Source organism: Dietzia sp. PP-33, assembly GCF_033790845.1.
In the GTDB taxonomy this organism is placed as follows: Bacteria; Actinomycetota; Actinomycetes; order Mycobacteriales; family Mycobacteriaceae; genus Dietzia.
Genome location: NZ_JAMYEI010000005.1, coordinates 234,935 through 261,517 on the forward strand (window position 1 = coordinate 234,935; position 26,583 = coordinate 261,517).

At 70.7% G+C, this 26,583-nt stretch carries 23 protein-coding genes; 12 read left to right on the forward strand and 11 right to left on the reverse strand.

The window, feature by feature from the left end; translation table 11 throughout:
* Nucleotides 1-194: 194 nt before the first annotated feature.
* Nucleotides 195-2,120, forward strand: a complete 1,926-nt coding sequence (gene asnB / locus NJE57_RS11025) for an asparagine synthase (glutamine-hydrolyzing) (protein WP_319028457.1) — start codon at nucleotides 195-197, stop codon at nucleotides 2,118-2,120.
* A 27-nt stretch (nucleotides 2,121-2,147) separates the two neighbouring features.
* Here the strand turns inward: asnB and NJE57_RS11030 are convergent, their stop codons facing one another.
* Together NJE57_RS11030 and NJE57_RS11035 are read right to left on the reverse strand one after the other, a co-directional pair.
* A complete protein-coding gene (locus tag NJE57_RS11030) occupies nucleotides 2,148-3,125 on the reverse strand; it encodes a carbohydrate kinase family protein (RefSeq protein WP_319028458.1) in 978 nt (325 codons plus the stop codon).
* Nucleotides 3,126-3,189: 64 nt separating this feature from the next.
* Entirely contained in the window at nucleotides 3,190-3,552 is a 363-nt protein-coding gene (locus NJE57_RS11035; RefSeq protein WP_319028459.1) for an iron-sulfur cluster assembly accessory protein, read from the reverse strand.
* 166 nt (nucleotides 3,553-3,718) lie between these two features.
* Here NJE57_RS11035 and NJE57_RS11040 point away from each other — a divergent pair, with 166 nt between their 5' ends.
* The 3 genes from NJE57_RS11040 to NJE57_RS11050 are packed head-to-tail and all read left to right on the forward strand — an operon-like array spanning nucleotide 3,719 to nucleotide 7,007.
* The gene (locus NJE57_RS11040; protein ID WP_319028460.1) at nucleotides 3,719-4,414 is read left to right on the forward strand and encodes a DUF3043 domain-containing protein; all 696 of its coding nucleotides are present in this window, start codon (nucleotides 3,719-3,721) and stop codon (nucleotides 4,412-4,414) included.
* Nucleotides 4,415-4,448: 34 nt separating this feature from the next.
* Nucleotides 4,449-6,215 (forward strand): nicotinate-nucleotide--dimethylbenzimidazole phosphoribosyltransferase, encoded by a 1,767-nt coding sequence (gene cobT / locus NJE57_RS11045; RefSeq protein ID WP_319028461.1) that lies wholly within the window; start codon nucleotides 4,449-4,451, stop codon nucleotides 6,213-6,215.
* Nucleotides 6,216-6,221: 6 nt separating this feature from the next.
* The gene (locus NJE57_RS11050; protein WP_319028462.1) at nucleotides 6,222-7,007 is read left to right on the forward strand and encodes an adenosylcobinamide-GDP ribazoletransferase; all 786 of its coding nucleotides are present in this window, start codon (nucleotides 6,222-6,224) and stop codon (nucleotides 7,005-7,007) included.
* Between the two features lie 22 nt (nucleotides 7,008-7,029).
* Here NJE57_RS11050 and NJE57_RS11055 read toward each other — a convergent pair whose 3' ends face one another.
* The gene (locus NJE57_RS11055; RefSeq protein ID WP_319028463.1) at nucleotides 7,030-8,121 is read right to left on the reverse strand and encodes a branched-chain amino acid aminotransferase; all 1,092 of its coding nucleotides are present in this window, start codon (nucleotides 8,119-8,121) and stop codon (nucleotides 7,030-7,032) included.
* A gap of 29 nt (nucleotides 8,122-8,150) precedes the next feature.
* Nucleotides 8,151-9,263, reverse strand: coding sequence for a glycine cleavage system aminomethyltransferase GcvT (gcvT, locus tag NJE57_RS11060; RefSeq protein ID WP_319028464.1), 1,113 nt, complete (start codon nucleotides 9,261-9,263; stop codon nucleotides 8,151-8,153).
* 143 nt (nucleotides 9,264-9,406) lie between these two features.
* Between gcvT and NJE57_RS11065 the strand changes: the two genes are divergently transcribed.
* Complete coding sequence (locus NJE57_RS11065) at nucleotides 9,407-10,915, forward strand: leucyl aminopeptidase (protein ID WP_319028465.1); 1,509 nt, start codon at nucleotides 9,407-9,409, stop codon at nucleotides 10,913-10,915.
* A 17-nt stretch (nucleotides 10,916-10,932) separates the two neighbouring features.
* On the opposite strand, the gene NJE57_RS11070 is transcribed toward NJE57_RS11065, so the two are convergent.
* On the reverse strand, nucleotides 10,933-11,313 hold the full coding sequence (locus NJE57_RS11070; protein WP_319028466.1) for an oxidoreductase: 381 nt from the start codon (nucleotides 11,311-11,313) through the stop codon (nucleotides 10,933-10,935).
* 312 nt (nucleotides 11,314-11,625) lie between these two features.
* Here NJE57_RS11070 and sucB point away from each other — a divergent pair, with 312 nt between their 5' ends.
* The 4 genes from sucB to NJE57_RS11090 all read left to right on the forward strand — a co-directional run bounded on the left by sucB (nucleotide 11,626) and on the right by NJE57_RS11090 (nucleotide 16,590).
* Nucleotides 11,626-13,935, forward strand: a complete 2,310-nt coding sequence (gene sucB, locus NJE57_RS11075) for a 2-oxoglutarate dehydrogenase, E2 component, dihydrolipoamide succinyltransferase (RefSeq protein WP_319028467.1) — start codon at nucleotides 11,626-11,628, stop codon at nucleotides 13,933-13,935.
* An 87-nt stretch (nucleotides 13,936-14,022) separates the two neighbouring features.
* A complete protein-coding gene (lipB, locus tag NJE57_RS11080; protein ID WP_319028468.1) occupies nucleotides 14,023-14,700 on the forward strand; it encodes a lipoyl(octanoyl) transferase LipB in 678 nt (225 codons plus the stop codon).
* 21 nt (nucleotides 14,701-14,721) lie between these two features.
* Nucleotides 14,722-15,732, forward strand: coding sequence for a lipoyl synthase (lipA, locus tag NJE57_RS11085; RefSeq protein ID WP_319028469.1), 1,011 nt, complete (start codon nucleotides 14,722-14,724; stop codon nucleotides 15,730-15,732).
* A 102-nt stretch (nucleotides 15,733-15,834) separates the two neighbouring features.
* Nucleotides 15,835-16,590 carry a DUF4191 domain-containing protein gene (locus NJE57_RS11090; RefSeq protein ID WP_319028470.1) on the forward strand — a complete coding sequence of 252 codons (756 nt, stop codon included), beginning with the start codon at nucleotides 15,835-15,837 and terminating at the stop codon, nucleotides 16,588-16,590.
* Nucleotides 16,591-16,611: 21 nt separating this feature from the next.
* On the opposite strand, the gene NJE57_RS11095 is transcribed toward NJE57_RS11090, so the two are convergent.
* The gene (locus tag NJE57_RS11095) at nucleotides 16,612-17,100 is read right to left on the reverse strand and encodes an RDD family protein (protein WP_319028471.1); all 489 of its coding nucleotides are present in this window, start codon (nucleotides 17,098-17,100) and stop codon (nucleotides 16,612-16,614) included.
* 219 nt (nucleotides 17,101-17,319) lie between these two features.
* Between NJE57_RS11095 and glnA (NJE57_RS11100) the strand changes: the two genes are divergently transcribed.
* The 3 genes from glnA (NJE57_RS11100) (at nucleotide 17,320) to NJE57_RS11110 (ending at nucleotide 20,118) form a co-directional block, all read left to right on the forward strand.
* Nucleotides 17,320-18,756, forward strand: a complete 1,437-nt coding sequence (gene glnA / locus NJE57_RS11100; protein WP_319028472.1) for a type I glutamate--ammonia ligase — start codon at nucleotides 17,320-17,322, stop codon at nucleotides 18,754-18,756.
* Between the two features lie 113 nt (nucleotides 18,757-18,869).
* Nucleotides 18,870-19,280 (forward strand): hypothetical protein, encoded by a 411-nt coding sequence (locus tag NJE57_RS11105; protein ID WP_319028473.1) that lies wholly within the window; start codon nucleotides 18,870-18,872, stop codon nucleotides 19,278-19,280.
* Between the two features lie 28 nt (nucleotides 19,281-19,308).
* Entirely contained in the window at nucleotides 19,309-20,118 is an 810-nt protein-coding gene (locus tag NJE57_RS11110) for a DUF1206 domain-containing protein (protein WP_319028474.1), read from the forward strand.
* Between the two features lie 46 nt (nucleotides 20,119-20,164).
* On the opposite strand, the gene NJE57_RS11115 is transcribed toward NJE57_RS11110, so the two are convergent.
* The 5 genes from NJE57_RS11115 to glnA (NJE57_RS11135) form a co-directional block, all read right to left on the reverse strand.
* A complete protein-coding gene (locus NJE57_RS11115) occupies nucleotides 20,165-20,695 on the reverse strand; it encodes a DUF732 domain-containing protein (protein ID WP_319028475.1) in 531 nt (176 codons plus the stop codon).
* Nucleotides 20,696-20,710: 15 nt separating this feature from the next.
* Complete coding sequence (locus NJE57_RS11120; protein ID WP_319028476.1) at nucleotides 20,711-21,676, reverse strand: endonuclease/exonuclease/phosphatase family protein; 966 nt, start codon at nucleotides 21,674-21,676, stop codon at nucleotides 20,711-20,713.
* On the reverse strand, nucleotides 21,673-22,038 hold the full coding sequence (locus NJE57_RS11125; RefSeq protein ID WP_319028477.1) for a hypothetical protein: 366 nt from the start codon (nucleotides 22,036-22,038) through the stop codon (nucleotides 21,673-21,675). The genes NJE57_RS11120 and NJE57_RS11125 overlap by 4 nt, the downstream gene beginning before the upstream one ends.
* A 70-nt stretch (nucleotides 22,039-22,108) precedes the next feature.
* The gene (locus NJE57_RS11130; protein WP_319028478.1) at nucleotides 22,109-25,195 is read right to left on the reverse strand and encodes a bifunctional [glutamine synthetase] adenylyltransferase/[glutamine synthetase]-adenylyl-L-tyrosine phosphorylase; all 3,087 of its coding nucleotides are present in this window, start codon (nucleotides 25,193-25,195) and stop codon (nucleotides 22,109-22,111) included.
* A gap of 10 nt (nucleotides 25,196-25,205) precedes the next feature.
* A complete protein-coding gene (gene glnA, locus NJE57_RS11135) occupies nucleotides 25,206-26,546 on the reverse strand; it encodes a type I glutamate--ammonia ligase (RefSeq protein ID WP_319028479.1) in 1,341 nt (446 codons plus the stop codon).
* Nucleotides 26,547-26,583: the final 37 nt, after the last annotated feature.

Genomic DNA, 26,583 nt, shown 5'->3' on the forward strand with positions numbered 1-26,583 from the left:
TGGCCGGGACACTTAAGAAGAGTAGACCACGCCTCTCAGTTTGGACGTCGCGGGTCCCGCCATTTCGCCGATCTCACCCCTTCGCCGTCTGCTACGGCGGGCGCGACACCCGGGACCAGTAGTATTCGGTCCCATCGCGACCCGCGCACGCGGGTTCCCCCACCCCCGACGACGATCGACGAGGTACCCGACGCATGTGTGGCCTGCTTGGTCTGCTCACCACCGACGGCTCCGCCCGTTCCCACGAGTCGAGGGTCCTGGGCGCGATGGGGTGCCAGCGTCACCGCGGTCCGGACGAGGTGGGGACCTGGGTCGACGGCGACCTGGCGTTCGGCTTCAACCGCCTGTCGATCATCGACATCGCCCATTCCCATCAGCCGCTGCGCTGGGGCCCTCCCGAGCAGCCCGACCGCTACGCGTTGGTGTTCAACGGGGAGATCTACAACTACCTGGAGCTCCGTGCTGAGCTCACCGAGGAGTTCGGGGCGCGGTTCGCCACCGAGGGCGACGGCGAGCCGATCCTCGTCGCCTTTCACCACTGGGGCCCGACCGCGGTCCGCCGGCTCCGCGGCATGTTCGCCTTCGCGATCTGGGACACCGTCGAGCGGACCCTGTTCGTGGCCCGTGACCCGTTCGGCATCAAGCCGCTCTACATGGCCACCGGTCCCGGGGGCACCGCGTTCGCGAGCGAGAAGAAGTCGATCACGGAACTACTGGATCTCCTCGTCGTCGACACCTCTCTGGACACCCGTGCACTGCAGCACTACGTCACCCTCCAGTACGTCCCGGAGGACGAGACGCTGACCCGCGGTGTCCGCCGCCTCGAGTCCGGCTGCCACGCGACCCTCTCCCCCGGTACTCCCCCGGTGATCGAGCGCTACTTCGAACCGACCTTCCCGGTGGTCCCGGTGGCCGACGGCGAGTCCCAGCGCCGCTACGACGAGATCGCCGCCGCTCTCGAGGACTCCGTCGCCAAGCACATGCGCGCCGACGTGACCGTGGGTTCCTTCCTGTCCGGCGGGATCGACTCCACGGCGATCGCCGCGTTGGCCCGGCGGCACAACGAGAACCTGCTCACCTTCACCACCGGGTTCGAGCGGGAGGGTTACTCGGAGGTCGACGTGGCCGCCGAGTCGGCCGCCGCGATCGGTGTGGAGCACATCGTCAAGGTGGTCTCCCCGGAGGAGTTCGCCGCCGCCATCCCGGAGATCATCTGGCACCTCGACGAGCCCGTCGCGGACCCGGCGCTGGTCCCGCTGTACTTCGTGGCCCGGGAGGCCCGCAAGCACGTGAAGGTGGTGCTCTCCGGCGAGGGCGCGGACGAACTGTTCGGCGGATACACCATCTACAAGGAGCCGCTGTCGCTCGCGCCCTTCGAGAGGATCCCCGGGGGGATCCGACGCGCACTCGGTCGGGTCAGCACCCGGATCCCCGAGGGCACCCGCGGCAAGAGTCTGCTGCACCGCGGGTCCATGAGCCTGGAGGACCGCTACTACGGCAACGCCCGTTCGTTCTCCGAGGACCAGGTTCGTGCGGTCCTGCGCGACTACCGCCCCGAGTGGAGCCATCGGGACGTCACCGCGCCGATCTACGAGCGCTCGCGCGGATGGGATCCCGTCGCCCGCATGCAGCATCTCGATCTGTTCACCTGGTTGCGCGGGGACATCCTGGTCAAGGCGGACAAGGTCACCATGGCCAACTCGCTCGAACTGCGCGTCCCGTTCCTCGACCGCGAGGTCTACGAGGTCGCCTCCCGCCTGCCCCACACGGAGAAGATCGCACACGGCACCACCAAGTACGCGCTGCGCAGGGCGCTGGAGCAGATCGTCCCCGCACATGTCCTGCATCGGAAGAAGCTCGGCTTCCCCGTCCCGACCCGTCACTGGCTGGCGGGCCCGGAACTGCACGACTGGGCGCGCGAGAACGTCCTGGCCTCGGGTACCGACGAGTTCGTGGACAAGGCCGCCGTGCTCCGGATGCTCGACGAGCACCGTCGGGGCGAGTCCGACCACAGCCGCCGGATCTGGACGATGCTGTGCTTCATGATCTGGCACGGCATCTTCGTGGAGGGGCGCATCACCCCCGAGATCGAGCAGCGGGACTACCCGGTCCGCCTCTGAGCAGGCCGTGAGAGCCCCGGGTGTGACTCAGGCGGGCAGCAGCGCCGAGAGTTCCTCGGCGACCTCGTCCCCGTAGGCGTCTGCCAGGCGTCGACGCGCCGCGCCGGGATCGATGCTCCACTCCTGCGTGCCGGTGGTCTCGAGCACGTGGGTGGCGATGAGCGCGCCGAACTGGGCGGATCGCTCCAGGGAGAGGCCGTCGATGACGCCGGTGAGGAAGCCGGCGCGGAACGCGTCCCCGACGCCCGTGGGGTCGAGCAGGTTGTCCGACGGCACGATGCCCACCTCCAGGGGCTCGGCACCCTTCTCCACGATCACGACGCCCTTGCCGCCCCGGGTGGTGACGCGGGTGCCGACCCTGGCGTCCAGCTCCTCGGCCGTCCACCCGGTCTTGTTGAGCAGCAGCTCGTACTCGTACTCGTTGGTGAACAGGTATCGGGCACCGTCGACGATCGCCGCGACCGCCTCGCCGTCGAGGAACGCCAGCTGCTGGGACGGGTCTGCGGCGAAGTCCAGTCCGAGCTCTCGACACTCGGCGGTGTGGGAGTTCATCGCGGTGGGGTCGTTGGCGCCGATGAGGACGATCTCGGGCCGGCCGATGCGCTCGGTGAGGCGGGCCAGCGAGATGGTCGAGGCCTCCCCCATCGCGCCCGGGTAGAAGGAGGCGAGCTGGGCCATGTCCGAGTCGGTGGTGCACACGAACCGCGCCGTGTGCAGGGCGGAGCTGATGTGGACGGCGGAGCAGTCGACGCCGTGCTCCTCGAGCCACCGGCGGTACTCGGCGAAGTCCTCGCCGGCCGCGCCGACCAGGTGGGGCCGGCGGCCCAGCACACCCAGCGCGAACGCGATGTTCCCACCGACCCCGCCGCGCCGGATCTGGAGGGAGTCCACCAGGAAACTCAACGACACGTGGGCGAGCTGGTCCGGCAGGAGCTGCTCGGAGAACCGACCCGAGAAGGTCATGAGGTGGTCGGTGGCGATGGAACCTGTGATGACTACGGACATGCTCCAGACAGTAGACGACCCGGACTGATCAGTGATCAGCCCGGGTCGTCAGTGTGTGCGTGGCTCAGTTGAACGAGTCGCCACAGGCGCACGAGCCGGTGGCCTGGGGGTTGTCGATGGTGAACCCCTGCTTCTCGATGGTGTCGACGAAGTCGATCGATGCGCCCGTGAGGTACGGGACGCTCATGCGATCGACGGCGAGCTTGATGCCGCCGAAGTCGTCGACGACGTCGCCGTCGAGCGAGCGGTCGTCGAAGAAGAGCTGGTACCGCAGTCCGGCGCACCCACCGGGCTGGACGGCGATGCGGAGGGCGAGGTCGTCGCGTCCCTCCTGGTCGAGGAGGGCCTTGGCCTTCGCGGCGGCGGTGTCGGTGAGGAGCACGCCGGTGGCGGTGCTCTCCGTGGCGGTGTTCTCCGCAGTGGTCATGTCGGTTCTCCTTGCGATCCGAGAGGTCTTCGCTGGCGTCCTACAGGGGTCCAACGCCCACCGGGGCGCTCTCTATTCCCCGGACGCCCCTTCGCCTGACACGATACGCCTGGATCGACGTACGGGTGAATGTTCGCCGCGGGCATCGATCGCCTAGCCTGTGTGTGTGAAGTTGCGTGCATTCGGCTCCAGAAAAGGTGAACCCGACAACGGTTCCGCAGGTCCCGACACCGGGTCGGAGTCCGTGCCGGGCACCGGACCGGGGACGGCAGGCGACGCCCGCCGTCCCGCGGGCAAGGGCAAGCCCACCCCCAGGCGGCGGGACCAGGAGCGTGCCAGGGGGATGCGGACGGGCCCCGTGACCGCGCCGGTCACCCGCAAGGAGGCCAAGGAGCGTCGGAAGGCCGCCGAGGCCAGCATGAGCAAGGGCGAGCGCAAGGCCGCCCGGGCGGAGCAGCGTGCCGCCCGGGAGGAACGCCGTCAGCTCATGATGGACGGAGACGACCGCTACGTGCTCTCCCGCGACCGCGGTGAGGTCCGTCGCTTCGCCCGCGACTGGGTCGACACCCACCGGCGCCTGATCAACTTCTTCATGCCGCTCGCGCTGTTCGTGATCATCTTCCAGCTGATCCCCAACCCGGAACTGATGTTCTACAGCCAGAACCTGTTCCTGATCCTGATCGTCGTGGTGGTGGTCGACGGCATCCTCCTCGGGCGCACGGTCAACCGTGTCGTCCGCGAGCGCTTCCCGGACACCGAGGACACCGGCTTCGGTATGGGGTGGTACGCGGTGATGCGCGCCACGCAGCCGCGGATGCTCCGCACCCCGCGCCCCCGGGTCCGCCCCGGCGACGCCATCTGACCTCATCGACGATCCCCGGAAGGCCTTCAACGCCATGCGCCTGCTCGTCCTCGGCGGCACCCGCTCGGGCAAATCCGCCCACGCCGAGTCGGTGGCCGCGGCCAGCGGCGTCGACGTGGTGTACGTGGCCACCGCCAGGCGGGATCCCGACGACGACGAGATGGCCGTCCGGATCGCCGCGCACCGGGACCGCAGGCCCGAGGAGTGGGCGACGGAGGAGACAGACGAGATCGCGCGGGTGCTGGGAGAGCACCCGCGGTCGACCGTGCTCGTCGACGACCTCGGGGGATGGCTCACCCGTCGGATGGACGCCACCCTCGGGTGGACGGACGGCGGCGCGACCGTGGCAGGGGAGGTCGACGAGCTGGTCTCTGCGGTCGCCGACCACCCCGGTCCGCTCGTCCTGGTCTCCCCCGAGGTCGGTCTGGGGGTCGTGCCGGACACCCTGTCGGGGCGGCTGTTCTCGGATCTGATGGGCTCGCTGAACCGGCGGGTGGCCGAGGTGTGTGACTCGGCGGTCCTCGTCGTCGCCGGCCGGGCGCTGCCCCTGTCCTCCCCCGGCGACTCCGCCGCGACGGTCCCGCTCCCCGGAGAAACGGCCGTGCCCTCGCCGGCCCGGCCCGAGGACGCGACGTCCGCGCCCGCCGGGGGGGACACCCCCGTCGCCACGCCCGAGGGCTCGGAGGCGCCCACTCCGGGAACCACACCGTCGCCCCCGCACGAGTTCCCCGGTCTGGGCGACGTCGACCACTACGACGACCCGGTGGTGTTCCCCCCGGTCCACCCGCCCTCGCACGCCGTCGCGGACGAGGCGCGCGCCCGCCAACTCGTCCTGACCAAGCCGGCCGGGTCGCTCGGGCGTCTCGAGGAGCTCGGCGTGTGGATCTCGTCGTGTCAGGGGGCGTGCCCGCCGCGTCCGCTCGAGCGTGCCCGGGTCGTGGTGTTCGCGGGCGACCACGGCATCGCCGAGAACGGGGTCTCCGCCTACCCGCGCGAGGTCACCCTGCAGATGGCGGACAACATCGTGGGCGGCGGTGCGGCCGTGTCCGTGCTCGCCCGCGCCGCACGGGCGACGGTCCGCGTGGCGGACATGTCCATGTCGGCGGAACGACCCGGCGGGCTGGACGACCACAAGATCCGTCGATCCAGTGGGTCGATCGACCGCGAGGACGCGTTGACCCCCGACGAGGTCCGGGCGGCGATCGCCGCCGGCAGGCGGATCGCCGACGACGAGGTCGACTCGGGCGCGGATCTGCTCATCGCGGGCGACCTCGGCATCGGCAACACCACCCCGTCGACCGTGATCACCTGCCTCGTGACCGGCCGGGAGCCGGTCGAGTTGGTCGGACGGGGAACCGGGATCGACGACGAGGGATGGATGCGCAAGACCGCCGCGATCCGGGACGCCATGTTCCGGGCCTCCGGCGACCTACGGGACCCCGTGGCGATGCTGCGCAGGGTCGCGGGCGCCGATCTCGCGGCGATGGCCGGCTTCCTCGCACAGGCGGCGGTCCGCAGGACCCCCTGCATCCTCGACGGCGCGGTGGTCACCGCCGCGGCGCTCCTGGCCGAGTCCCTGGCACCCGGGGCCCGCCAGTGGTGGGTGGCCGGTCACCGCAGCGCCGAACCCGCCCATTCCGCGGCACTGACCTATCTCTCGCTCGAGCCGATCCTCGAACACTCCATGCGTCTGGGCGAGGGCAGCGGCGCGGTGGCCGCGCTGCCGACGGTCCACGCCGCCATCGCGATCCTCACGGAGATGGCGACCTTCGCCGACGCCGGGGTCAGCGGCAAGGACTGACCTCAGGTGCTCGATGCGGTCCGGCTGTCCCTGTCCTGGATGACGGTTCTGCCCGTGGGCCGACCCGGGATCCCCGACGCGGCCACGGCGGGCCGGGCGATGACGGCGTTGCCGGTCGTCGGGTTGGTCTGTGGCGCCGTCGCCACCACCACCGCCCACGGGGCGCACGCACTCGGGGCGGGGCCCGTCATCTCCGGTGTCGTGGGGATCGCGGCGGTCCTGGCGCTGACCCGCGCGATGCACGTGGACGCACTGGCCGACACGGCCGACGGACTGGGGTCGTACGCCGGCCCCGATCGTGCGCTGGAGATCATGCGTTCCGGGTCCGTGGGCCCGATGGGCGCGGCGGTCCTGGTCCTCGTGCTGCTCACCGAGGTCGCCGCGCTCGGCGCGCTGGTCGCCTCAGGCGCGTGGCTCGCCCCTGTCGCCGCCTTCGTCCTGTCACGTTGTCTACCGGTGGTCCAGTTGCGACGGGGATTGCCTCCGGCGTCCGCGACGGGCTTCGGCGCATCGGTCGCCGGATCGCAGTCCCGCCTCGCCGTCGCCGCCGTGGGTCTCGTCTGCGCGGCGGCGGGCGCGGGCCTGGCAGGGTTCGGATGGGCAGGGCTCGGATGGGAGCCCTGGTGGCCGCCCGCGGTCGGGGCGGTCGTCGGCCTCGCCTCCTACGCGGCCGCCGCGGGCTTCGCACGGCACGCCGTGCGCCGCCTGGGAGGTATCAACGGAGACGTCCTGGGGGCGGGAATCGAGGTGGGCACGGCCGTCGCCCTGGTCGCCGCAGTCCTCCTGCTCTGACCTGCCGCCGGAGGGCGCCCGGTCAGCCCAGCGTGGTCATCCAGCCGAACGTGTCCTCCACGGACCCGCGCTGGATCCCGGTGAGCGTCTCCCGCAGGCGCATGGTGATCTCGCCGGGTCCGCCGTCGCCGACCGTGTACCCGCCGCCTGAGTGCTGGACCGAGCCGACCGGGGTGATCACCGCGGCCGTGCCACAGGCGAACACCTCCGTGATCTCGCCCGAGGCCACTCCGGACTCCCACTCCTCCACCGAGACCTTCCGCTCCGTCACGGGGTACCCGAGGTGGCGGGACAGCTGGAGGAGGCTGTCCCGCGTCACGCCGGGCAGGAGTGAGCCGGACAGCTCCGGGGTGATGATCTCCGCGGAGTCGCCTGAGCCGAAGATGAAGAACAGGTTCATCCCGCCCATCTCCTCGACGTACCTGCGCTCGATGGCGTCCAGCCAGACCACCTGGTCGCAGCCCTTCTCGGCGGCCTGCTCCTGGGCGCGCAGCGAGGCCGCGTAGTTGCCGCCGAACTTGGCCGCGCCGGTCCCGCCCGGGCTGGCGCGCACGTACTCGGTGCTCAGCCACACGCTCACCGGAGCCACACCGCGGGAGAAGTAGGCGCCGGCGGGAGAGGCGATCACCGAGTAGAGGTACTCGTCGGCCGGGCGCACCCCCAGACCGGTTTCGGTCGCGATCATGAACGGCCGCAGGTAGAGGGCTTCTTCACCCCCGGCAGCGGGGACCCAGTCTCGGTCGATCGCCACGATCTGCCGGAGTGACTCCATGAAGAGCTCTTCCGGGAGCTGCGGCATGGCCAGTCGCTCCGCGGAGCGGTTGAACCGCGCCGCGTTCTGCTCCGGACGGAACGACGCGATGGAGTCGTCGGCCTGACGGTAGGCCTTGAGTCCCTCGAAGATCGTCTGCGCGTAGTGCAGGACCACGGCGGAGGGATCGATCGACAGCGGGGCGTAGGCCTCGACCGTCGGGGTACCCCAGGCGCCATCGGAGTACGGCAGGGTGACCATGTGGTCGGTGAAGTGCTTGCCGAATCCGGGCGCGGCGAGGACGGCCTCGCGCTCGGAGGCCGACTTCGGCGAAGCCGAGGGGCGGATGTCGAACTGGGACATGGCGTCTCGCTTTGATGAGAAGGGGCGGGCTAGCGGGTGTGGATCTCCACGAGCGGGGGTACCGCGAGTCGGCACGGGACGTCTCGCCCCCGTACGTCGACCACGACCTCGTCGCCCTTTTTCAGTCCCGCGTCCAACGCGATGAACGCGAGGGCGATCCCCGTCTTGAGCGTGGGCGAGAACGTGCCCGAACTGGTCACGCCCACGTCCCGACCACCGACCCGGACGGACTGTCCCGCGCGGGGGATGCCGCGGCCGGTGACCTCGAGCGCGTACAGGCGGCGGGCCGGTCCGGCCTCTTTCTGACGGAGGAGTTCCTCGCGGCCCCAGAATGACGGCTTGTCCCAGCCGATGGCCCAGGAGCACCGGGCCTCGAGCGGACTCAGATCGAGCGAGAGTTCGTTGCCGTGCAGCGGGTACCCGGCCTCGGTCCGCAGGGAGTCGCGGGCCCCCAGACCACACAGTGCACCCTCCCGCGCGAGAACCTGCTCGGCCAGCGCGTCCCAGACCGGGCCGGCCTGGTCCCATCCGGGGAGGACCTCGAAGCCGTACTCACCGGTGTATCCGGTACGGCAGACCCGGACGGGGCCACCACCCCATTCCGCGTCCGCGAAGGCCATGTAGTCCAGGTCGGTGGGCAACCCCAGCTCGGTGAGGACATCCCCGGCGAGCGGGCCCTGCACGGCGATCACGGCGCGGGAGCGGTGCTCGTCGGTGACGGTGACCTCCGGCGCCCGCTCGGCCGCGGCCGCCTGCAGGCGGCGGACCACCTCGGCGGTGTTGGCGGCGTTGGGGATCAGGAAGATCTCCTCGTCGGAGACCCGGTAGGTGATGAGGTCGTCGACCACCCCGCCCGACTCGTCACAACACAGGGTGTACTGCGCGCTGCCCGCGGAGATCCGGTCGATGTCGTTGGTCAGGCACGAGTTGACGAACCCGGCGGCCCCCGGGCCGGCGACGAGGGCCTTGCCCAGGTGGCTGACGTCGAACAGTCCGACGCCTGCGCGGGTGGCGTTGTGCTCGGCGACGGTTCCGGAGTACTGGACCGGCATCGACCAGCCACCGAAGGGGGCGAACGTGGCTCCGGCCTCCACGTGACGGGAGTGCAGTGGCCCCTCGATGAGGTCCCCGGTGTCTGACATTCGGCCACTCCTCGCGCTCTCCCGTACGGCTGTGCTCCTACGGTAGTCGATAGACTATGGTGCCCTCGCCGTGGCGGTGCCGCTGCGGCGCCCGAGCATTTCACCACGTCCCCGTCAATGCCAGCCGACCCCAGGAGCGCTCCATGCCGACCGCGCAGTCGATCCACTCCCACACCCCGGACCTAGCCCCGCTCGAGGCGGTCACGACGCCTGTCGAGTCCGATGTCGTGGTGATCGGGATCGCGGCGGACGCCGACGGCGGGAAGGATGCCGACCCCGTCGTCGTCGCCCCCGGTCTGTCCGACACGGCTGTTGCCGCGCTCTCCGCGGCCGGCCGCGCGGTCGGCGCCCCCACCGCGGTGGGTTCGATCACCCGTCTCCCCGCTCCCGAGGGCGTGCCCGGGGACTCGGTGGTCCTGGTGGGTCTCGGTACCGCGGGTGATGACCTCTCCGACGAGTCGCTGCGCCGCGCCGCCGGCGCCGCCGCCCGATCCTGCCGCGGGCGTGGTTCGGCGTTGGTCCTGCTCGACCGTGACCGTCCCGGGGCCGTCGCGCTCGGCGCCGGGCTCGGATCGTTCCGCCCCGCCAAGGTCACGGGGAAGGACGACGACGAGGCGGCGGACTCCCTCCGCATCCTCGTGTCCGAGGGGTCCGGGGACGCCGTCGCCCGCGCGACCGCCATCGCGGAGTGTGTCGGCCTGGCACGCGACCTCGTCAACACCCCGCCCAACCTGCTCTTCCCCGGCTCCTTCGCGGACCGGGCCGCCGGGCTCGCCCGCGAGGCCGGGCTGGAGGTCGAGGTCCTGGACGAGTCCGCCCTGGCCGACGGCGGCTACGGCGGCATCCTGGCCGTGGGCGGCGGTTCGTCCCGCGGACCGCGCCTGGTGCGCCTCACCCACCGCGGGGCCGACGGGCGCCCCCGGGTGGCCTTGGTGGGCAAGGGCGTCACGTTCGACACCGGCGGCATCTCGATCAAGCCGGCTGCCGGTATGGAGCAGATGACCATGGACATGGGCGGTGCGGCCGCGGTCGTCGCGACCGTCATCCTGGCCGCCCGGCTCGACCTCGACCTCACTGTGGTGGCCACCGTGCCGATGGCGGAGAACATGCCGTCGTCGACCGCCTACCGGCCCGGTGACGTGCTCACCATGTACGGCGGCACCACCGTCGAGGTGCAGAACACGGACGCGGAGGGGCGGCTCATCCTGGCGGACGCGATCGTCCGGGCCTGCGAGGACTCTCCCTCCCACCTGATCGACACCGCCACGCTCACCGGCGCGCAGATGGTCGCGCTGGGCAAGAAGTCACCGGGGGTCATGGGGACCGAGGACTTCCGCGACCGGGTGGCCGAGCTCAGTCGCGCGGTCGGCGAGGGCGGGTGGCCCATGCCGCTGCCCGAGGAGCTCCGCGACGGACTGGACTCGGAGGTGGCCGACCTGACCCACGTGACCCCGCACCGCTGGGGTGGCATGCTCTCGGCCGGTCTGTTCCTCTCCGAGTTCGTGGCCGAGGGCGTCGAGTGGGCCCACATCGACGTGGCCGGCCCGGCCTACAACGACGGCGGGCCGGAGGGGTACCTGCCCAAGGGCGGGACCGGCGTGCCCGTACGGACGATGCTCGCGGTGCTCGAGGACATCGCCTCGGCCGACTGAACCCGACCGACCCGGGGTCAGTCCTCGTCGGCTCGCCCCTCGTCGGCTCTGCGCATCTGCTCGCGGAGCCGGCGGGCCCTCTCCTTGCGTTCGCGCGCGATCCGGACCTCCTCGTAGAGCCTCATCCGGTCGGGATACCCGGTTTCCATCGCGTCGTACAGGGGGATCTTGAGCTCGTTCGTGAGCCTGCGCGCGGTGGCCACATCCCCCACCGCGCGACGCGTCCACTCACCGTCGAACGCGACCAGGCGCAGGCCGGGCACCGACACGAGTGTCTCGGGCTCCAGGTAGGCCTCTATCCCCACCCTGGTCCGGCACCAGGACCGCAAGTGGTCGAGGTCGGCGGGATCCGCCGGGATCCGCGTCTGCCGACGCCGGAACAGGTCGCGGATCGCCATCGTCGGTCTCCTCCCGTCGGCCCCCCGTCCGGGGTGGGCCGCCTACGGGAATCGACTGTACCGAGCATCTGCGGTGGTGATTGCGCGACCACCGGTCGGCGAAGGGGTCTGCCAGCACCCGGTTCGGTGCGTCAGCCGACACCGGCAGGTGGCAGAGGGCACAATGGTGAGCGATCGTCCGGGCGGGTCGCCACCGCGGACCCGCTCCCAGATCGCCACGAAGATCAGATAGCCCACAACCACGACGCCGCTCACGCGGGCGCAGATCGCGCCGGCGGGCAGCGCCCCGAACTCTTGAGGAGTCACGACACCATGGCCTTCTCCGTACAGATGCCGGCTCTCGGTGAATCCGTCAGCGAGGGCACCGTCACCCGCTGGCTCAAGAAGGAGGGGGACACGGTAGAGGTCGACGAACCGTTGCTCGAGGTCTCCACCGACAAGGTCGACACCGAGATCCCGTCCCCCGCCGCGGGCACGCTGTCCAAGATCGTCGCCGACGAGGACGAGACGGTCGAGATCGGTGGCGAACTCGCGATCATCGACGACGGGTCCGGTGGATCCGGAGACTCCGAGCAGGACGACTCCGAGCAGGACGACTCCGGCCAGGACGACGAGGGCGCGGACGACTCGGGTGCGGACGACTCAGCCGACGAGGCCGACGAGGCGCCCGCCGAGAAGCCGGCACCCAAGAAGTCCTCCGGCGGCTCGGGCGGCAAGGGCACCGAGATCACCATGCCCGAGCTCGGCGAATCCGTCACCGAGGGCACCATCACCAACTGGCTCAAGGCCGTCGGCGACACCGTCGAGATGGACGAACCGCTGCTCGAGGTCTCCACCGACAAGGTCGACACCGAGATCCCCTCCCCTGTCGCCGGCACCCTGCAGAAGATCGTCGCCGACGAGGACGAGACCGTCGAGGTCGGAGCCGTCCTCGCAGTCATCGGCGACGGCGAGGGTTCCGACGACGACGCCCCTGAGCAGGACGATTCCGCGCAGGACGACTCCGAGCAGGACGACTCCGGCCAGGACGACGAGGGCGCGGACGACTCGGGTGCGGACGACTCAGCCGACGAGGCCGACGAGGCCGACGAGGCGCCCGCCGAGAAGCCGGCGCCCAAGAAGTCCTCCGGCGGCTCGGGCGGCAAGGGCACCGAGGTCACCATGCCCGAGCTCGGCGAATCCGTCACCGAGGGCACCATCACCAACTGGCTCAAGGCCGTCGGCGACGCCGTCGAGATGGACGAGCCATTGCTCGAGGTCTCCACCGACAAGGTCGACACCGAGATCCCCTCCCCTGTCGCCGGCACCCTGCAGAAGATCGTCGCCGACGAGGACGAGACCGTCGAGGTCGGAGCCGTCCTCGCGGTCATCGGCGACGGTTCGGATGACTCGGATGAGTCGGACGAGCCGGAGGACGAGGGGACTCCCGAGTCCGCCGAGTCCGCGCGCCCCGAGGACGCGCCGAAGCAGGCCGAGGGCGACGCCACGGACACCTCCGGCGCGAAGAAGCAGGGCGACAAGGCCGGGGACACCCCGAAGCAGGAGAAGAAGGCCGCGGAGAAGGCGGCCTCGAAGGCCGAGACCTCCGAGGAGTCGACCTCTGACGACCGGGACGACTCGGACGGGGTCCAGAAGCGGGCCGAGCCCGCTGCCGCCGCCAAGTCCGGCACCTCGCCGTACGTCACACCGCTGGTGCGCAAACTCGCGCAGGAGAACGGGGTGGACCTCGACGCCGTCAAGGGCACCGGGATCGGCGGCCGCATCCGCAAGCAGGACGTCCTCGCAGCGGCCGAGGGCAGTGGCTCCGGCGGTGACTCCGCCGGCGACGCGGACGCTCCCACCGAGGAGAAGGCGCCCACCGGTGGGCCGTCCAGCGCCGGTGTCCGGCCCGAACTCGCGGAGCTGCGCGGCACCACCAAGAAGGCCAACCGGATCCGCAAGATCACAGCCAAGAAGACCCGCGAGTCGCTGCAGACGAGCGCTCAGCTCACCCAGGTCTTCGAGGTCGACATGACCCGCGTCGCGCAGCTGCGCGGCCGGGTCAAGGACCAGTTCGTCGACAAGCACGGCGTCAAACTCACCTACCTGCCGTTCTACGCCAAGGCCGTGGTCGAGGCCCTGGTCTCGCACCCGAACGTCAACGCGTCCTACGACGAGGACACCAACGAGATCACCTACCACGGCTCGGTGAACCTCGGCATCGCCGTGGATACCGAGGCGGGTCTGCTCTCCCCGGTGATCCAGAACGCCCAGGACCTGGACATCCCGGGATTGTCCAAGGCGATCCTCGACCTGGCTGAGCGGGCGCGCGCGTCCAAGCTCACCCCGGACGATCTCCAGGGCGGGACGTTCACCATCACCAATATCGGCAGCGAAGGGGCCCTGTTCGACACCCCGATCCTCGTCCCGCCGCAGGCGGCGATGCTGGGCACCGGTGCGATCGTGCGTCGTCCGGTGGTGGACGCCGACGCGGACGGCGAGTCGATCGCCATCCGGTCGATGGGCTTCATGCCACTGACCTACGATCACCGCCTCATCGACGGTGCGGACGCGGGCCGCTTCCTCACCACCGTCAAGGACCGACTGGAGAAGGCCGAGTTCGAAGGCGACCTCGGACTGTAGGTTCGGCGGACCACTCGAGACGGGCGCCCTCCCCCGGGAGGGCGCCCGTCGTCGTCATATCGCCCCCTTCCGCATAGTGTGGACGCCATGTCCCACACCGGTCAGTCCCTGCGCCGCGACCCGGCCGAGCCGGAGATCCGCCGGCTCGGCACCGTCGAGTACACCCCCACCTGGGAGCTGCAGCGCACGCTCGCGCAGGAGCGGGCCGACGGGGTCCGTGAGGACACGATCCTGCTCCTCGAACACCCGGCCACCTACACGGCGGGCAAGCGCACGGAGCCGTCGGACCTGCCCGTCGACGGCACCCCCGTCGTCGACGTGGACCGGGGTGGTCGGATCACCTGGCACGGGCCCGGCCAGCTGGTCGGCTACCCGATCGTCGCGCTCTCGGATCCCATCGACGTGGTGGAGTACGTCCGCCGCGTGGAGCAGGCCCTTATCGCCACCTGCGCCCGACTGGGGGTGGACGTCGACCGCGTGGAGGGCCGGTCCGGCGTGTGGTGCCCAGCCGGTGACGGTAAGCCGGAGCGCAAGATCGCGGCTATCGGGATCCGCGTCCAGCGCGGCGTGACGATGCACGGTTTCGCCCTCAACTGCGACTGCGATCTCGACGCGTACTCGCGGATCGTCCCCTGCGGGATCGTCGACGCCGGGGTCACCTCCCTCTCGGCCGAACTCGGCCGGGAGGTGCCGGTGTCGGAGGTGCTGGACCAGGTCACCTCCGACTTGGTGGAGGCGCTCGACGGCCGCCTACCCGTGGGGTGATTCGGGCGTAGGCTGGCGGCCGTGACTGTGACTCCTGAAGGCCGAAAGCTGCTCCGTATCGAGGCCCGCAACGCCGAGACGCCGATCGAGCGGAAGCCGTCGTGGATCCGGACCCGGGCCACCATGGGACCCGAGTACAAGGAACTCAAGAGCCTCGTCAAGAGCGGTGGCCTGCACACGGTGTGCGAGGAGGCCGGCTGTCCCAACATCTACGAGTGTTGGGAGGACCGCGAGGCCACCTTCCTCATCGGCGGCGAACAGTGCACCCGTCGTTGCGACTTCTGTCAGATCGCCACCGGTAAGCCCAGCGCCCTCGACCGCGACGAGCCGCGGCGCGTGGCGGAGTCCGTTCGCGAGATGGGTCTGCGGTACTCGACCATCACCGGCGTCGCCCGGGACGACCTCGACGACGGTGGGGCGTGGCTGTACGCGGAGACGGTCCGCAAGATCCACGAACTCAACCCCAACACCGGGGTGGAGAACCTGATCCCCGACTTCAACGGGGAGCCGGACCAGCTCGCGGAGGTCTTCGAGTCGCGCCCCGAGGTGCTGGCGCACAACGTCGAGACGGTGCCCCGGATCTTCAAGCGCATCCGCCCGGCCTTCCGCTTCGATCGTTCACTCGACGTGATCCGCTCGGCCAGGGACTTCGGTCTGGTCACCAAGTCCAACCTCATCCTGGGGATGGGTGAGACCACCGAGGAGATCGTCGAGGCGATGGGTGACCTGCACTCCGCGGGCTGCGACATCCTCACCATCACGCAGTACCTCCGGCCCAGCCCGCTGCACCATCCCATCGACCGCTGGGTCAAGCCGGAGGAGTTCGTGGAGCTGTCCGACCGGGCGCGCGAGATGGGGTTCGCCGGGGTCTTGGCCGGTCCGCTGGTGCGGTCCTCCTACCGGGCCGGCCGTCTGTACGTCCAGGCCCTCGAGCACCGCGGACAGGACGTGCCGGAGCACCTCGGTCAGCTGACCTCCGGGGGGTCGGCCTCCCAGGAGGCCTCCAGCGTGCTGGCCCGCGCCCGCGCCTGAGCGGCCGCACACCCGGTTCCGATCCCCGGGCGTTCGCCCGGCCCACCCCTGCGACGAACCGCGGTTCCCGACTCGTGGCGCCCGCCACGTATCCTGAACGGTATGGCGAAGAGCGAGGTCAGCAAGGCGGACAAGAAGGCGGCTAGGGCTGCCCGGCGGCAGGCGAGCAAGGCCCAGCGCGGCCAGATGTGGGAGGCGCTGAAGATCCAGTCGAAGCAGGACAAACTCCTGTGGCCGCTGATGATCGGCGCCGTGATCCTCTCCGCCGTCGTGTTCTTCCTCCTCGGATCCCTGTGGGGCGGCGAGTGGTGGATGCTCCCGCTCGGTGTGCTCACCGGCCTGATGGCGGCCATGGTGATCTTCTCCCGACGGGTCCAGAACACCGTGTTCGGCAAGGCGGAGGGCCAGCCCGGCGCGGCCGCATGGGCATTGGATCAGCTCCGATCGGGGTGGCGGGTCAACCAGGCGGTGGCCGCCACCACGAGCTTCGACGCCGTACACCGCGTCGTCGGGCGCTGCGGGATCGTCCTCGTGGGCGAGGGGCAGCCCCACCGGCTCAAGCCGCTCATGCTGCAGGAGAAGAAGAAGGTCGCCCGGGTCGTCGGCGACACGCCGATCTACGAGCTGATCGTCGGCGACGAGGAGGGCACCACGCCCGAGCAGGTGCCGCTGCGCAAGCTCAACCGTCGGCTGACGCGGTACCCGATGAACATCAACAAAGCGAAGGTCGACGCGCTCGACACGCGACTGCGCGCACTGGGCACCAAGACCGGCATCCAGAACCAGATGCCCAAGGGCCCGCTCCCCCAGGGCGCGAAGGTCCGCAACATGCAACGGAGCGCACGCCGCCGCGGCTGACCGTCACCGGTCACGGGCTACTCACCGCGTGCGGATCAACGCCGTTCCCGTAGCGCGGTCGTGCATGCCGCGGCCGTCCTCGTCCTGGATCAGTGGCGGCAGCAGGAAGAAGATGAAGACGACCCGTACGAGGGCCCGCAGCACGCCCACCCGGTCGTCGGCGTCGGTCCGGGCGGTCCCGATCCCGAAGAGTGCCTGACCCGGGGTCTGCGCGAACAACCAGACGCACACGATCCCGATCACGCCCCAGACCAGCGGCACCGCCCAGCTGGAGACCGCGGCCAACGAATCCCCGCCGAGCAGGCCGGGGCCCCAGAACGAGACCAGCAGACCGACGAACCCGTACGCCAGCAACCAGTCGACGACGAGCGCACCGCAGCGGACACCCAGCGGGGCCAGGGACCCCTCGCCGTGCTCGGGCAGTCCGAGCCGCTCCCCCTTGAAGGTCTGCTCCGACCCACTGCCCGACGACGTCGGCCCGGACAGCCACGACCCTGCTAGTTCACGCATGATCCCAGGGTAGCCGGGGACGAGCCGTTCCCCGAGTCAGCGGACCCCCACCCTGGTTGACTAAGCTGACCCCACTGGGAGGGACGTCACCCGGACCATCGCCGTAACACTGCCGAAACATTCGGTTGACGGCCGGGCAACACCTCGCCCATATCGTGAGGTCACCGCACGACGGGCGACACCGGTCGCCCGTCGCACAGAGAGACGAGGAGCGACATCGTGGCATTCTCCACTCCGGACGAGGTCATCAAGTTCATCAAGGACGAGGGCGTCGAGTACGTCGACATCAGGTTCACCGACCTGCCCGGTGCCGAGCAGCACTTCACGATCGCTGCTGCCGCCTTTGACGAGGACATGCTCGAGGACGGCCTGGCCTTCGACGGCTCGTCCATCCGGGGGTTCCAGTCGATCCACGAGTCCGACATGATGCTGCTGCCGGATGTGTCCACCGCGCGCCTCGACCAGTTCCGCAAGGCCAAGACGCTCAACATCAGCTGCTTCGTTCATGACCCCTTCACCCGTGAGGCCTACAGTCGCGACCCCCGCAACGTCGCGCGCAAGGCCGAGGAGTACTTGATCTCCACCGGCATCGCCGACACCTGCTTCTTTGGCGCCGAGGCCGAGTTCTTCGTCTTCGACTCCGTCCGTTACGGGTCCGGCACCAACCACGGCTTCTACGAGGTCGACTCGATCGCCGGCAACTGGAACACGGGCGCCGAGTCCGAGGCCGACGGTTCGCCCAACCTCGGCTACAAGGTGCGCCCGAAGGGCGGCTACTTCCCCGTCGCGCCGTACGACCACTTCGTGGACCTGCGCGACGAGATGTCGACCAACCTCTCCAACGCCGGCTTCGAGCTCGAGCGTTTCCACCACGAGGTGGGCTCCGGCGGCCAGCAGGAGATCAACTACAAGTTCAACACCCTCCTCCACGCCGCGGACGACATCCAGCTGTTCAAGTACATCGTCAAGAACACCGCGTGGAAGAACGGCAAGTCCGCCACCTTCATGCCCAAGCCCCTCTTCGGTGACAACGGCTCGGGCATGCACGCCCACCAGTCGCTGTGGAAGGACGGCAAGCCGCTGTTCCACGACGAGGCCGGGTACGCCGGGCTGTCGGACGTCGCCCGGTACTACATCGGCGGCATCCTGCACCACGCGCCCAGCCTGCTGGCGTTCACCAACCCCACGATCAACTCGTACCACCGGCTCGTCCCGGGCTACGAGGCGCCGATCAACCTGGTGTACTCGCAGCGCAACCGCTCCGCCTGTGTCCGTATCCCGATCACGGGCAACAACCCCAAGGCCAAGCGCATCGAGTTCCGCTGCCCCGACTCCTCCGGCAACCCCTACTTCGCGTTCGCCGCGATGATGATGGCCGGCCTGGACGGCGTGAAGAACAAGATCGAGCCGCACGCCCCGGTGGACAAGGACCTCTACGAGCTCCCGCCGGAGGAGGCCGCGGACATCCCGCAGGCGCCCACCTCCCTCAACGCGGTGCTCGACCGCCTCGAGGCCGATCACGAGTACCTCACCGCGGGCGGCGTGTTCACCGAGGACCTGATCGAGAACTGGATCGAGTACAAGCGGGAGAAGGAGATCGCCCCGGTCAACCTGCGCCCGCACCCGCACGAGTTCGACCTGTACTACGACTGCTGAGACCGCAGCCGCATAATCGTTCAAACGCCCCGGCCCCTGTGGCCGGGGCGTTTACGGTTGGGTCGACACCGGGACACGCCACCGGGCGGGAGAGCGGGAGGGATCGGCAGCGGATGGACGCAGAAGAAGTCGACTTCCGGAGCGCCTCCCCGAGGGCCCGTCCGCTCAAGGTGGTCGCCGCCGCACTGGACCCGGATCACGAGCCCGGGGTCAGCCGGGAGGGCGAGGGATACCCCGTCCTGCTCAAGCTGTCCCGGGTGCTCGACCCGGAGGAGGCGCGGTTGATCCTGGAGCGCAACCCCTTCCTCCACGCCACCGCGGGCTCCCGCAAGCTCATCGCCATGGACACTTCGGTGGAGACGCTCCGCGAACAGAGGGACCGTCTCCAGTTGCTCCTCGCCGAGGTCGAGGCGGATGCACTCGCGGAACAGGCCCGGCGGCGCTCGGAGGAGCACCGTGCGGCCGAGCAGCGTGTGGCCGAGCTCCGCCGACGCAATGACGTCCTCGGCGAGATCGAGTGGTGAACGACCGCGCCCGTGGGAGGGTTCTGTGATGAACACACCCCACCGCCCGCACTCCGTCGAGGGTGCCGCCCGTTCGGCCGCCGACCACCCGGCCCTCGAATGGCTGGCCCGCGCGGGCTACATCATGAACGGTGTCCTCCACCTGCTCATCGGATGGATCGCGATCCGGATCGCGACCGGCTCCGGTGGAGGTGAGGCCTCCAGCTCCGGCGCCCTCGCGCAGATCGCGTCGGCTCCGGGCGGACAGGTGGTGCTCTGGGCGGGCGCGGTGGGCTTCTTCGCACTGAGCCTCTGGCAGATCGTCGAGGCGATCCTGGGATCCGACAAGGCGTCCGACCGGCTCAAGGCGGCGGCGAAGGCCGCCGTGTACATCGCGCTCGGGGTCGCCACGGCGCGGTTCGCGTCCGGAGGGTCCAACTCGGACTCCCAGACGGCCTCCGGCGCCACCGCCGGGCTGCTGGGCTCCGGCCTGGGCAAGGTCGCACTCGTCGTGGCCGGTGTGGTGATCATCGGCGTGGGCGGGTACCACGTCTACACGGGCGTCACCAAGAGGTTCGTCGAGGACCTCAAGCGCACCGGAGGCGGCGACGTCGGCCGGGCCGTCATCGTCTCCGGCCAACTCGGGTACATCGCCAAGGGCATCGCGCTGCTCATCCTCGGTGGCCTCGTCATAGCCGCGGTCGTGACCGCCGATCCCGAGAAGGCGGGCGGTCTGGACGCCGCCCTGCGGACGGTCGGTCAGCAACCGTTCGGGCAGGTACTTCTCATCGCGACCGGAGTGGGCATCGCACTGTACGGGGTCTACTCCCTGGCGCGGTCGAAGTACGGCCGGATGTGAGGCGTCGCCCGACCACCGGCGAGCGGCCGGGCCGCCGCGCCGGGCGTCAGCCGAGCTTGGGGAAGTTCTCGGGGCAGTAGGTCGCCACGGCCGCGCCCAGGAAGAAGCCCTGCTGCTCGGACCCCAGCCGCCCGTACTCCCCGAGCCAGCCGGACACCTCGTCCATCTGCTGCCCACCATCGAAGCGGCCACACGCCTCCGTCGCGGTGGCGACCGGGTCCACCCCCTCGGGGAGCACGATGTCCTGCCTGGCGAGCAGTGCCCCGAAGTCGCCTCCCCCGGGCGCGACGGGCGCGGGCTCATCGGCGGGGGGCGGGTCCGCCCGGGGGGCCGGCTCGGGCTCCCCGGGCATCGGCTCCGGCTGCGGCTCGGGCGGCGGAGGCGGTGTGACGGGACCGGAGGGCTTCTCCGGCCTCTCCTCGGCGAACGGGGTAGTCGAGGACGCAGTCGCCGTGGAGGACTCCGCCGACACCTCCGGCGCCTCCCCCTCGACGGTCGTGCCACCACAGCCCGCGAGCACCGCGACCAGCGCGGCGACGGCGAGGCCGGGGGCGGTCGTCCGGATGCGTGAACTCATGGTGCGCATCGTAGGTCAAGGGGCACGCGCCGCGGGCAGACGCACCGTCGCGAGTACACCGCGATGGTCCGTCGCCCCCACCCGGACGGTGCTGGTCTCCCCCACCGCCACCGCGCCACGGGCGAGCACGTGATCGATGCCGATGACCGCCGGGATCCGTCCCCCGACCGGCCAGGTGGGCACCCAGCCGTCGCCCCCACCGGAGACCGAATCGGTGTACCCGAGCCCCCGTAGACCTCGGAACCGGACATGGTCCCAGGTGGCGTTGAAGTCCCCGCCCACCACGACGGGGGCCGGCCCGGGCAGCCCGCCGAGATACCAGCGCAGGCGGTCGGCCTCCTCGACGGCGGCGGAAGCGTCGAAGACCGGCGCGACCGGATGTGCGGCGACCACCGTCACCGGTCCCGCCGGGCCGGCCATGGTCGTGCGCAGCACCCCCAGGCTGAAACCCGGGACGCGCTCGGGCGCCGAGAGCGGGTACCGCGACCAGACCGCCACGCCGGCCGCCTGCGGTCCCGGGTCCGATGCCTCATGCGGGAGCACCTCGACGAGCCCCGCCGCGCGGAGGCCGTCCACCGCCTCCGGGGTGGTCTCCACCGTCAGTAGGAGGTCGACCCCGCCTTCCCGGACGGCGCGGACCACCTCCACCGGGTCTGCGCGTCCGAACTCCAGGTTCTGCGCGAGTACCCGGACGGCGATGCCCTCGTCGTCGTCGACACTCCTGTCCGGCACCACCAGCGGACCGTACTGGACGATCCCCGCACCGACCAGCGCGACGGCGATGACGGTCAGCACGACGGAGCGGGCGCGCAGCGCCGCGAGCAGGGCGACGAACGCGAAGGCCCACGCCCAGAGCGCGAAGGTCGCCAACACCAGGACAGCGGGGAGCTCGGAGGTCGAATGGTGCAGGGCGACACCCGCCGACGCCACGAGGGCCGACAGGATCGCCGACGCCCGCGCCACCGGGCGGCGGCGACTCACCGCAGGAACTTGCGCAGATCCCCCAGTGCGGCGATCACCCGGTCCAGGTCGTCACCGTTCCGGACCATCGACCGGACCGTCTCCGCGACCGAGGCGATCGACGGCGAGGTCGACACCACCGGGCCAGTGGCGGGCGCGACCGGCTCCCCCACGAGTGCGCCGGTGGCTGCTCGAGCCGCGCCCGCGCGACGACGCTCGGGTCCGACCTCCACCTCGAAGCGGTCGCCCTTGTCGTCGGAGCCGAGACAGCGCACCGGCTCGTCGGCGGGGACGCCGGCGGCACGGACCGCGTCGACGAACTCGTACAACTCGCCGTAGGTGACGCCATCGAGGGTGAGGGTGAGGTTCATCTTCACTGCCATGGTCCCAGGGTATCGGCGTCCGGGCCCGCTGCGCATCGGTGAAGACCCCGGTCCGACCCCGGACTTGTCGTCAGTCCTCGCCCCAGAACACGTGATCGACGGCCTTGCGGCCGTGGCGGGTCACGCGCAGGTACAGGTTGAGGAACTCCGCGCCGTCCGACGACCCGGTGCAGATGCCCGCCACGGCGGCCAGGATCTTGCCCTGCCCGGGCAGCTGGTCGACCGCCTTACCGCGCGCGAGCACCAACGCGTTGCGGGCGCGGGCGGCCATGAGCCACGACTGCACCAGGGCGTCCCGCTCGCCCTCGGAGAGCAACTCGGCCGCGGCCGCCGCCTCGAGCGCCTCCAGGGTCGAGGTGGTGTGGAGCCCCGGCACGCGCGCCGCGTGCTGCATGGTGAGCAGCTGCGCGCACCACTCGACGTCCGCCAGGCCCCCGCGGCCGAGCTTGGTGTGCGTGGCCGGGTCCGCGCCGCGCGGCAGCCGCTCCGTGTCGATCCGCGCCTTCATCCGCCGGATCTCCTGCACCACCTTGGGCGGCACCCCGTCCGCCGGGTACCGGAACTCGTCGATCATGTGCAGGAAGTCCAACCCCACCTCGCGGTCCCCGGCCGCGAACGACGCCCGCAGGAGCGCCTGCAACTCCCACGTGTCCGCCCACTTGGTGTAGTAGGCGCGGTAGGACGCGAGCGTGCGTACGAGAGGACCGTTGCGGCCCTCGGGCCGCAGGTCGGCGTCGAGGTCCAGGGGCGGATCCGACGACGGCGAGGACAGCAGCCGGCCCACGCGTTCGGCGACCTGGATCGCCCACCGGACGGCGGCGTCCTCGGCGACGCCCTCGACGGGGTCGCACACGATCATCACGTCCGCGTCCGACCCGTAGGACAGCTCGTCCCCACCGAGCCGTCCCATCCCGATGTACGCGAGCCGCGCCGGTGGCGGTTCACACTCGGGGGCCATGTCCCTGACCACCGCCGCCAGCGACGCCTCGAGTACCGCCCGCCACACGGCCGACAGTCGCCTGCCCACCTCGGGTACCGAGACCAGCCGCAGCACGTCGGCCGCGCCGATCCTGGCGAGTTCCGCCCGGCGCAGCGACCGCGCCGCGGCGATCACCTTCTCCGGTGTCCGGTGGCGGGTCACGGAGGCGGACAGGGCGGTGGCGATGTCGGAGACGCGGGAGGCCACCAGCACCGGCCCCTCGGCACCGTCGGTCAGGTCCGGGATCACCTCGGGGTTGCGCAGCAACAGGTCGGAGACGAACGCGGAGGTGCCCAGGATCGTCACCAGGCGGCGAGCGACGATGCTGTCATCCCGGAGGATGCGCAGGAACCACGTGACGTCCTGGTGCTCCTCGCACAACTTGCGGTAGGCCAGCAACCCGGCGTCCGGATCCGGGGTGTCCGCCAGCCACTCCATGAACGCCGGCAGGAGCAGCGCCTGGATCCGGCCGCGACGGTGGTTCTGTCCCGCGAGCGCCCGCAGGTGCCCGAGCGCGTGTCTCGGGGCACCGAAGCCCAGCGCGGAGAGCTGCCGTTCCATCGCCTCGGAACTGAGGGACAGGGCGTCCGCGTCGTACGCGGCGATCGAGTCCAGCAGTGGCCGGTAGAAGAGCTTGGAGTGGAGCCTGCGCACCCGGCTACGCACCTGGCGGAGCTGTTCGCGCAGGACCTCCGCCGCGTCGTGCCGACCGCCTGGTCGGATGTGGGCGGCGCGGGCGAGCCAGCGGTACGCCTCCTCGTCGTGGTCCTCGGGGAGGAGGTGGGTGCGCTTGTAGCGCTGGAGCTGGAGCCGGTGTTCGAGCAACCGGAGGAACTCGTAGGCGGCCACCAGGTTGGCGCCGTCCTCCCGCGCGATGTACCCACCCGCGCGGAGCGCACCGAGGGCGTCCACGGTGCTGGTGACCCGCAGCTCGTCGTCGGTGCGACCGTGCACCAGCTGCAGTAGCTGGACGGCGAACTCGACGTCGCGAAGTCCTCCGCGGCCGAGTTTGAGCTCGCGCTCGCGCAGGGGTTCGGGCACGTTCTCCTCGACCCTGCGACGCATGGCCTGGACGTCCTGCACGAAATCGTCCCGCTCGGAGGCGGTCCACACCAGCGGGTGGACGGTGTCGTAGTACTCGGTGGCCAGGGCCAGGTCACCGGTCATCGGCCGGGCCTTGAGCTGGGCCTGGAACTCCCAGGTCTTCGCCCACCGCCTGTAGTAGGCGTCGTGCGATTCCAGGGTCCGCACCAGTTCGCCGGATTTGCCCTCGGGGCGCAGCGCGGCGTCCACCTCGAAGAAGGCCATCGACCCGATGCGCATCATCTCCCCGGCCACGCGACCGGTCTTGGCGTCGGCGGGTTCGGAGACGAAGATGACGTCGACGTCGGAGATGTAGTTGAGCTCGCGGGCCCCGCCCTTACCCATCGCCACCACGCCCAGCCGGGCGGGCATCGGTGAGTCCGGGTGGACCGTGGCCACGGCCACCGCGAGCGCGGCGGTCAGCGCCGCGTCCGCCAGATCCGCCAGCCGCCGGCCCACCTCGGCGAACGGCAGCACCGGCTCGTCCTCGACCGTGGACGCCACGTCGTGCGCGGCCAGGAGCGCCACCTGGTCGCGGTATGCGGACCGCAACACGTTGACGGCGGCACCTCCGGTGACGCCCGCCCGGTAGGTACCCGGGCTGCGCAGGTCCGCTGTCTGCGAGGGGGCGGGGGCACCCTCCACGGGTTCCTCGGGGACCGCCTCGACCGCGCCGAGCATGCCCGCCAGGACGTCCTCGCGGGTCGGCAGGGGCGATCGGAGCAGTGCCCAGCGGGAGGGCTTCGCCACCAGATGGTCGCCGAGCGCGCTGGACGAACCGAGCAGTCCCAGGAGGCGTCCCCGGAGCCGGAGGTCCGAGCGTAGCGCCGTGTCCAACGCGTCCACACCGTGGTCGGCGCCGTCACGGGCGGTCGAGCCCGTGCCGTGCGACTCGGCGGTCAGCGCCTCCCGGAGCCGGACCAGGGCTCCCAGGGCGAGGTCCGGATCGGGCGCTCGGGAGAGCGCCCACAGCAGTGGGATCGCGTCCTCGCCGGACCACCCCAGGTAGTCCAACCACTCCCCGGCGCGGTCGTCGAGCAGCCCGAGCCGGCCGGGGCTGGGCATCCTCGACCTCGACGAGTCCCTGGTCACCACGACCGTCCGGTCACAGGGCGAGGTAGTTGCGGAGCTCGTACGGGGTCACCTCGTTGCGGTACTCCCGCCACTCCCGCCGCTTGTTGCGCAGGAAGAACTCGAACACGTGCTCACCGAGTGCCTCGGCGACCAGTTCCGATTCCTCCATCGCGTCCAGAGCCTGCTCGAGGCTCCCCGGCAGATCGGTGTACCCCATCGCCCGCCGCTCGCGCCGACTCATGGTCCACACGTCGTCCTCCGACTCCGGCGGCAGCTCGTACCCCTCCTGGACACCCTTGATCCCGGCCGCGATCATCACCGCGTACGCGAGGTATGGATTGCAGGCCGAGTCCGGGCTGCGGACCTCGATGCGGCGCGAGGAGGCCTTGTTGGGCGTGTACATCGGGACCCGCACGAGCGCCGAGCGGTTGGCCCGGCCCCAGGTGGCGGCGGTGGGCGCCTCGCCACCGCCGATGAGCCGCTTGTAGGAGTTGACCCACTGGTTGGTGACGGCCGAGAACTCCGGGGCGTGGCGCAGGATGCCCGCGACGAAGGACTTGGCCGTGGTCGACATCTGGTACTCGTCGTCGGCGTCGTGGAACGCGTTGGAGTCGCCCTCGAACAGGCTCATGTGCGTGTGCATGGCCGAACCCGGGTGGTCCCGCAGGGGCTTGGGCATGAACGACGCCCACACCCCGTTGTTCATCGCCACCTCCTTGACGATGTAGCGGAACGTCATGATGTTGTCCGCCATGCTCAACGCGTCGGCGTAGCGCAGGTCGATCTCCTGCTGCCCCGGCGCTCCCTCGTGGTGGGAGAACTCCACCGAGATGCCCATCGCCTCCAGCGCCTCGATCGCGTGACGCCGGAAGTGCGGCGCGGAGTCGTGGACGGCCTGGTCGAAGTACCCGCCGTTGTCGGTGGGGACCGGCTCGGCCCCGTCGGTGTCGAGGTCCTTGAACAGGAAGAACTCGATCTCCGGGTGCACGTAGCAGGAGAACCCGAGGTCCGCGGCCTTGTTGAGCTGGCGGCGCAGCACGTGGCGCGGATCCGCCCAGCTCGGGCTGCCGTCCGGGTTGAAGACGTCGCAGAAGATGCGCGCCGAGTGCTGGCCGCCGTCCGCGTGGGCCCACGGCAGCACCTGGAAGGTCGACGGGTCGGGTTTGGCAACGGTGTCCGCCTCCGAGACCCGCGAGAACCCCTCGATGGCGGAACCGTCGAAGCCGATCCCCTCCCCGAAGGCACCCTCGAGCTCTGCCGGGGCGACGGCCACCGACTTCAATGTCCCGAGGACGTCGGTGAACCAGAGCCGGACGAACCGGATGTCGCGCTCTTCCAAGGTCCTGAGAACGTACTCCTGCTGGCGGTTCATGCCGTCCAACCTAGTGCCTGTCGTGTTACGGGCGTGT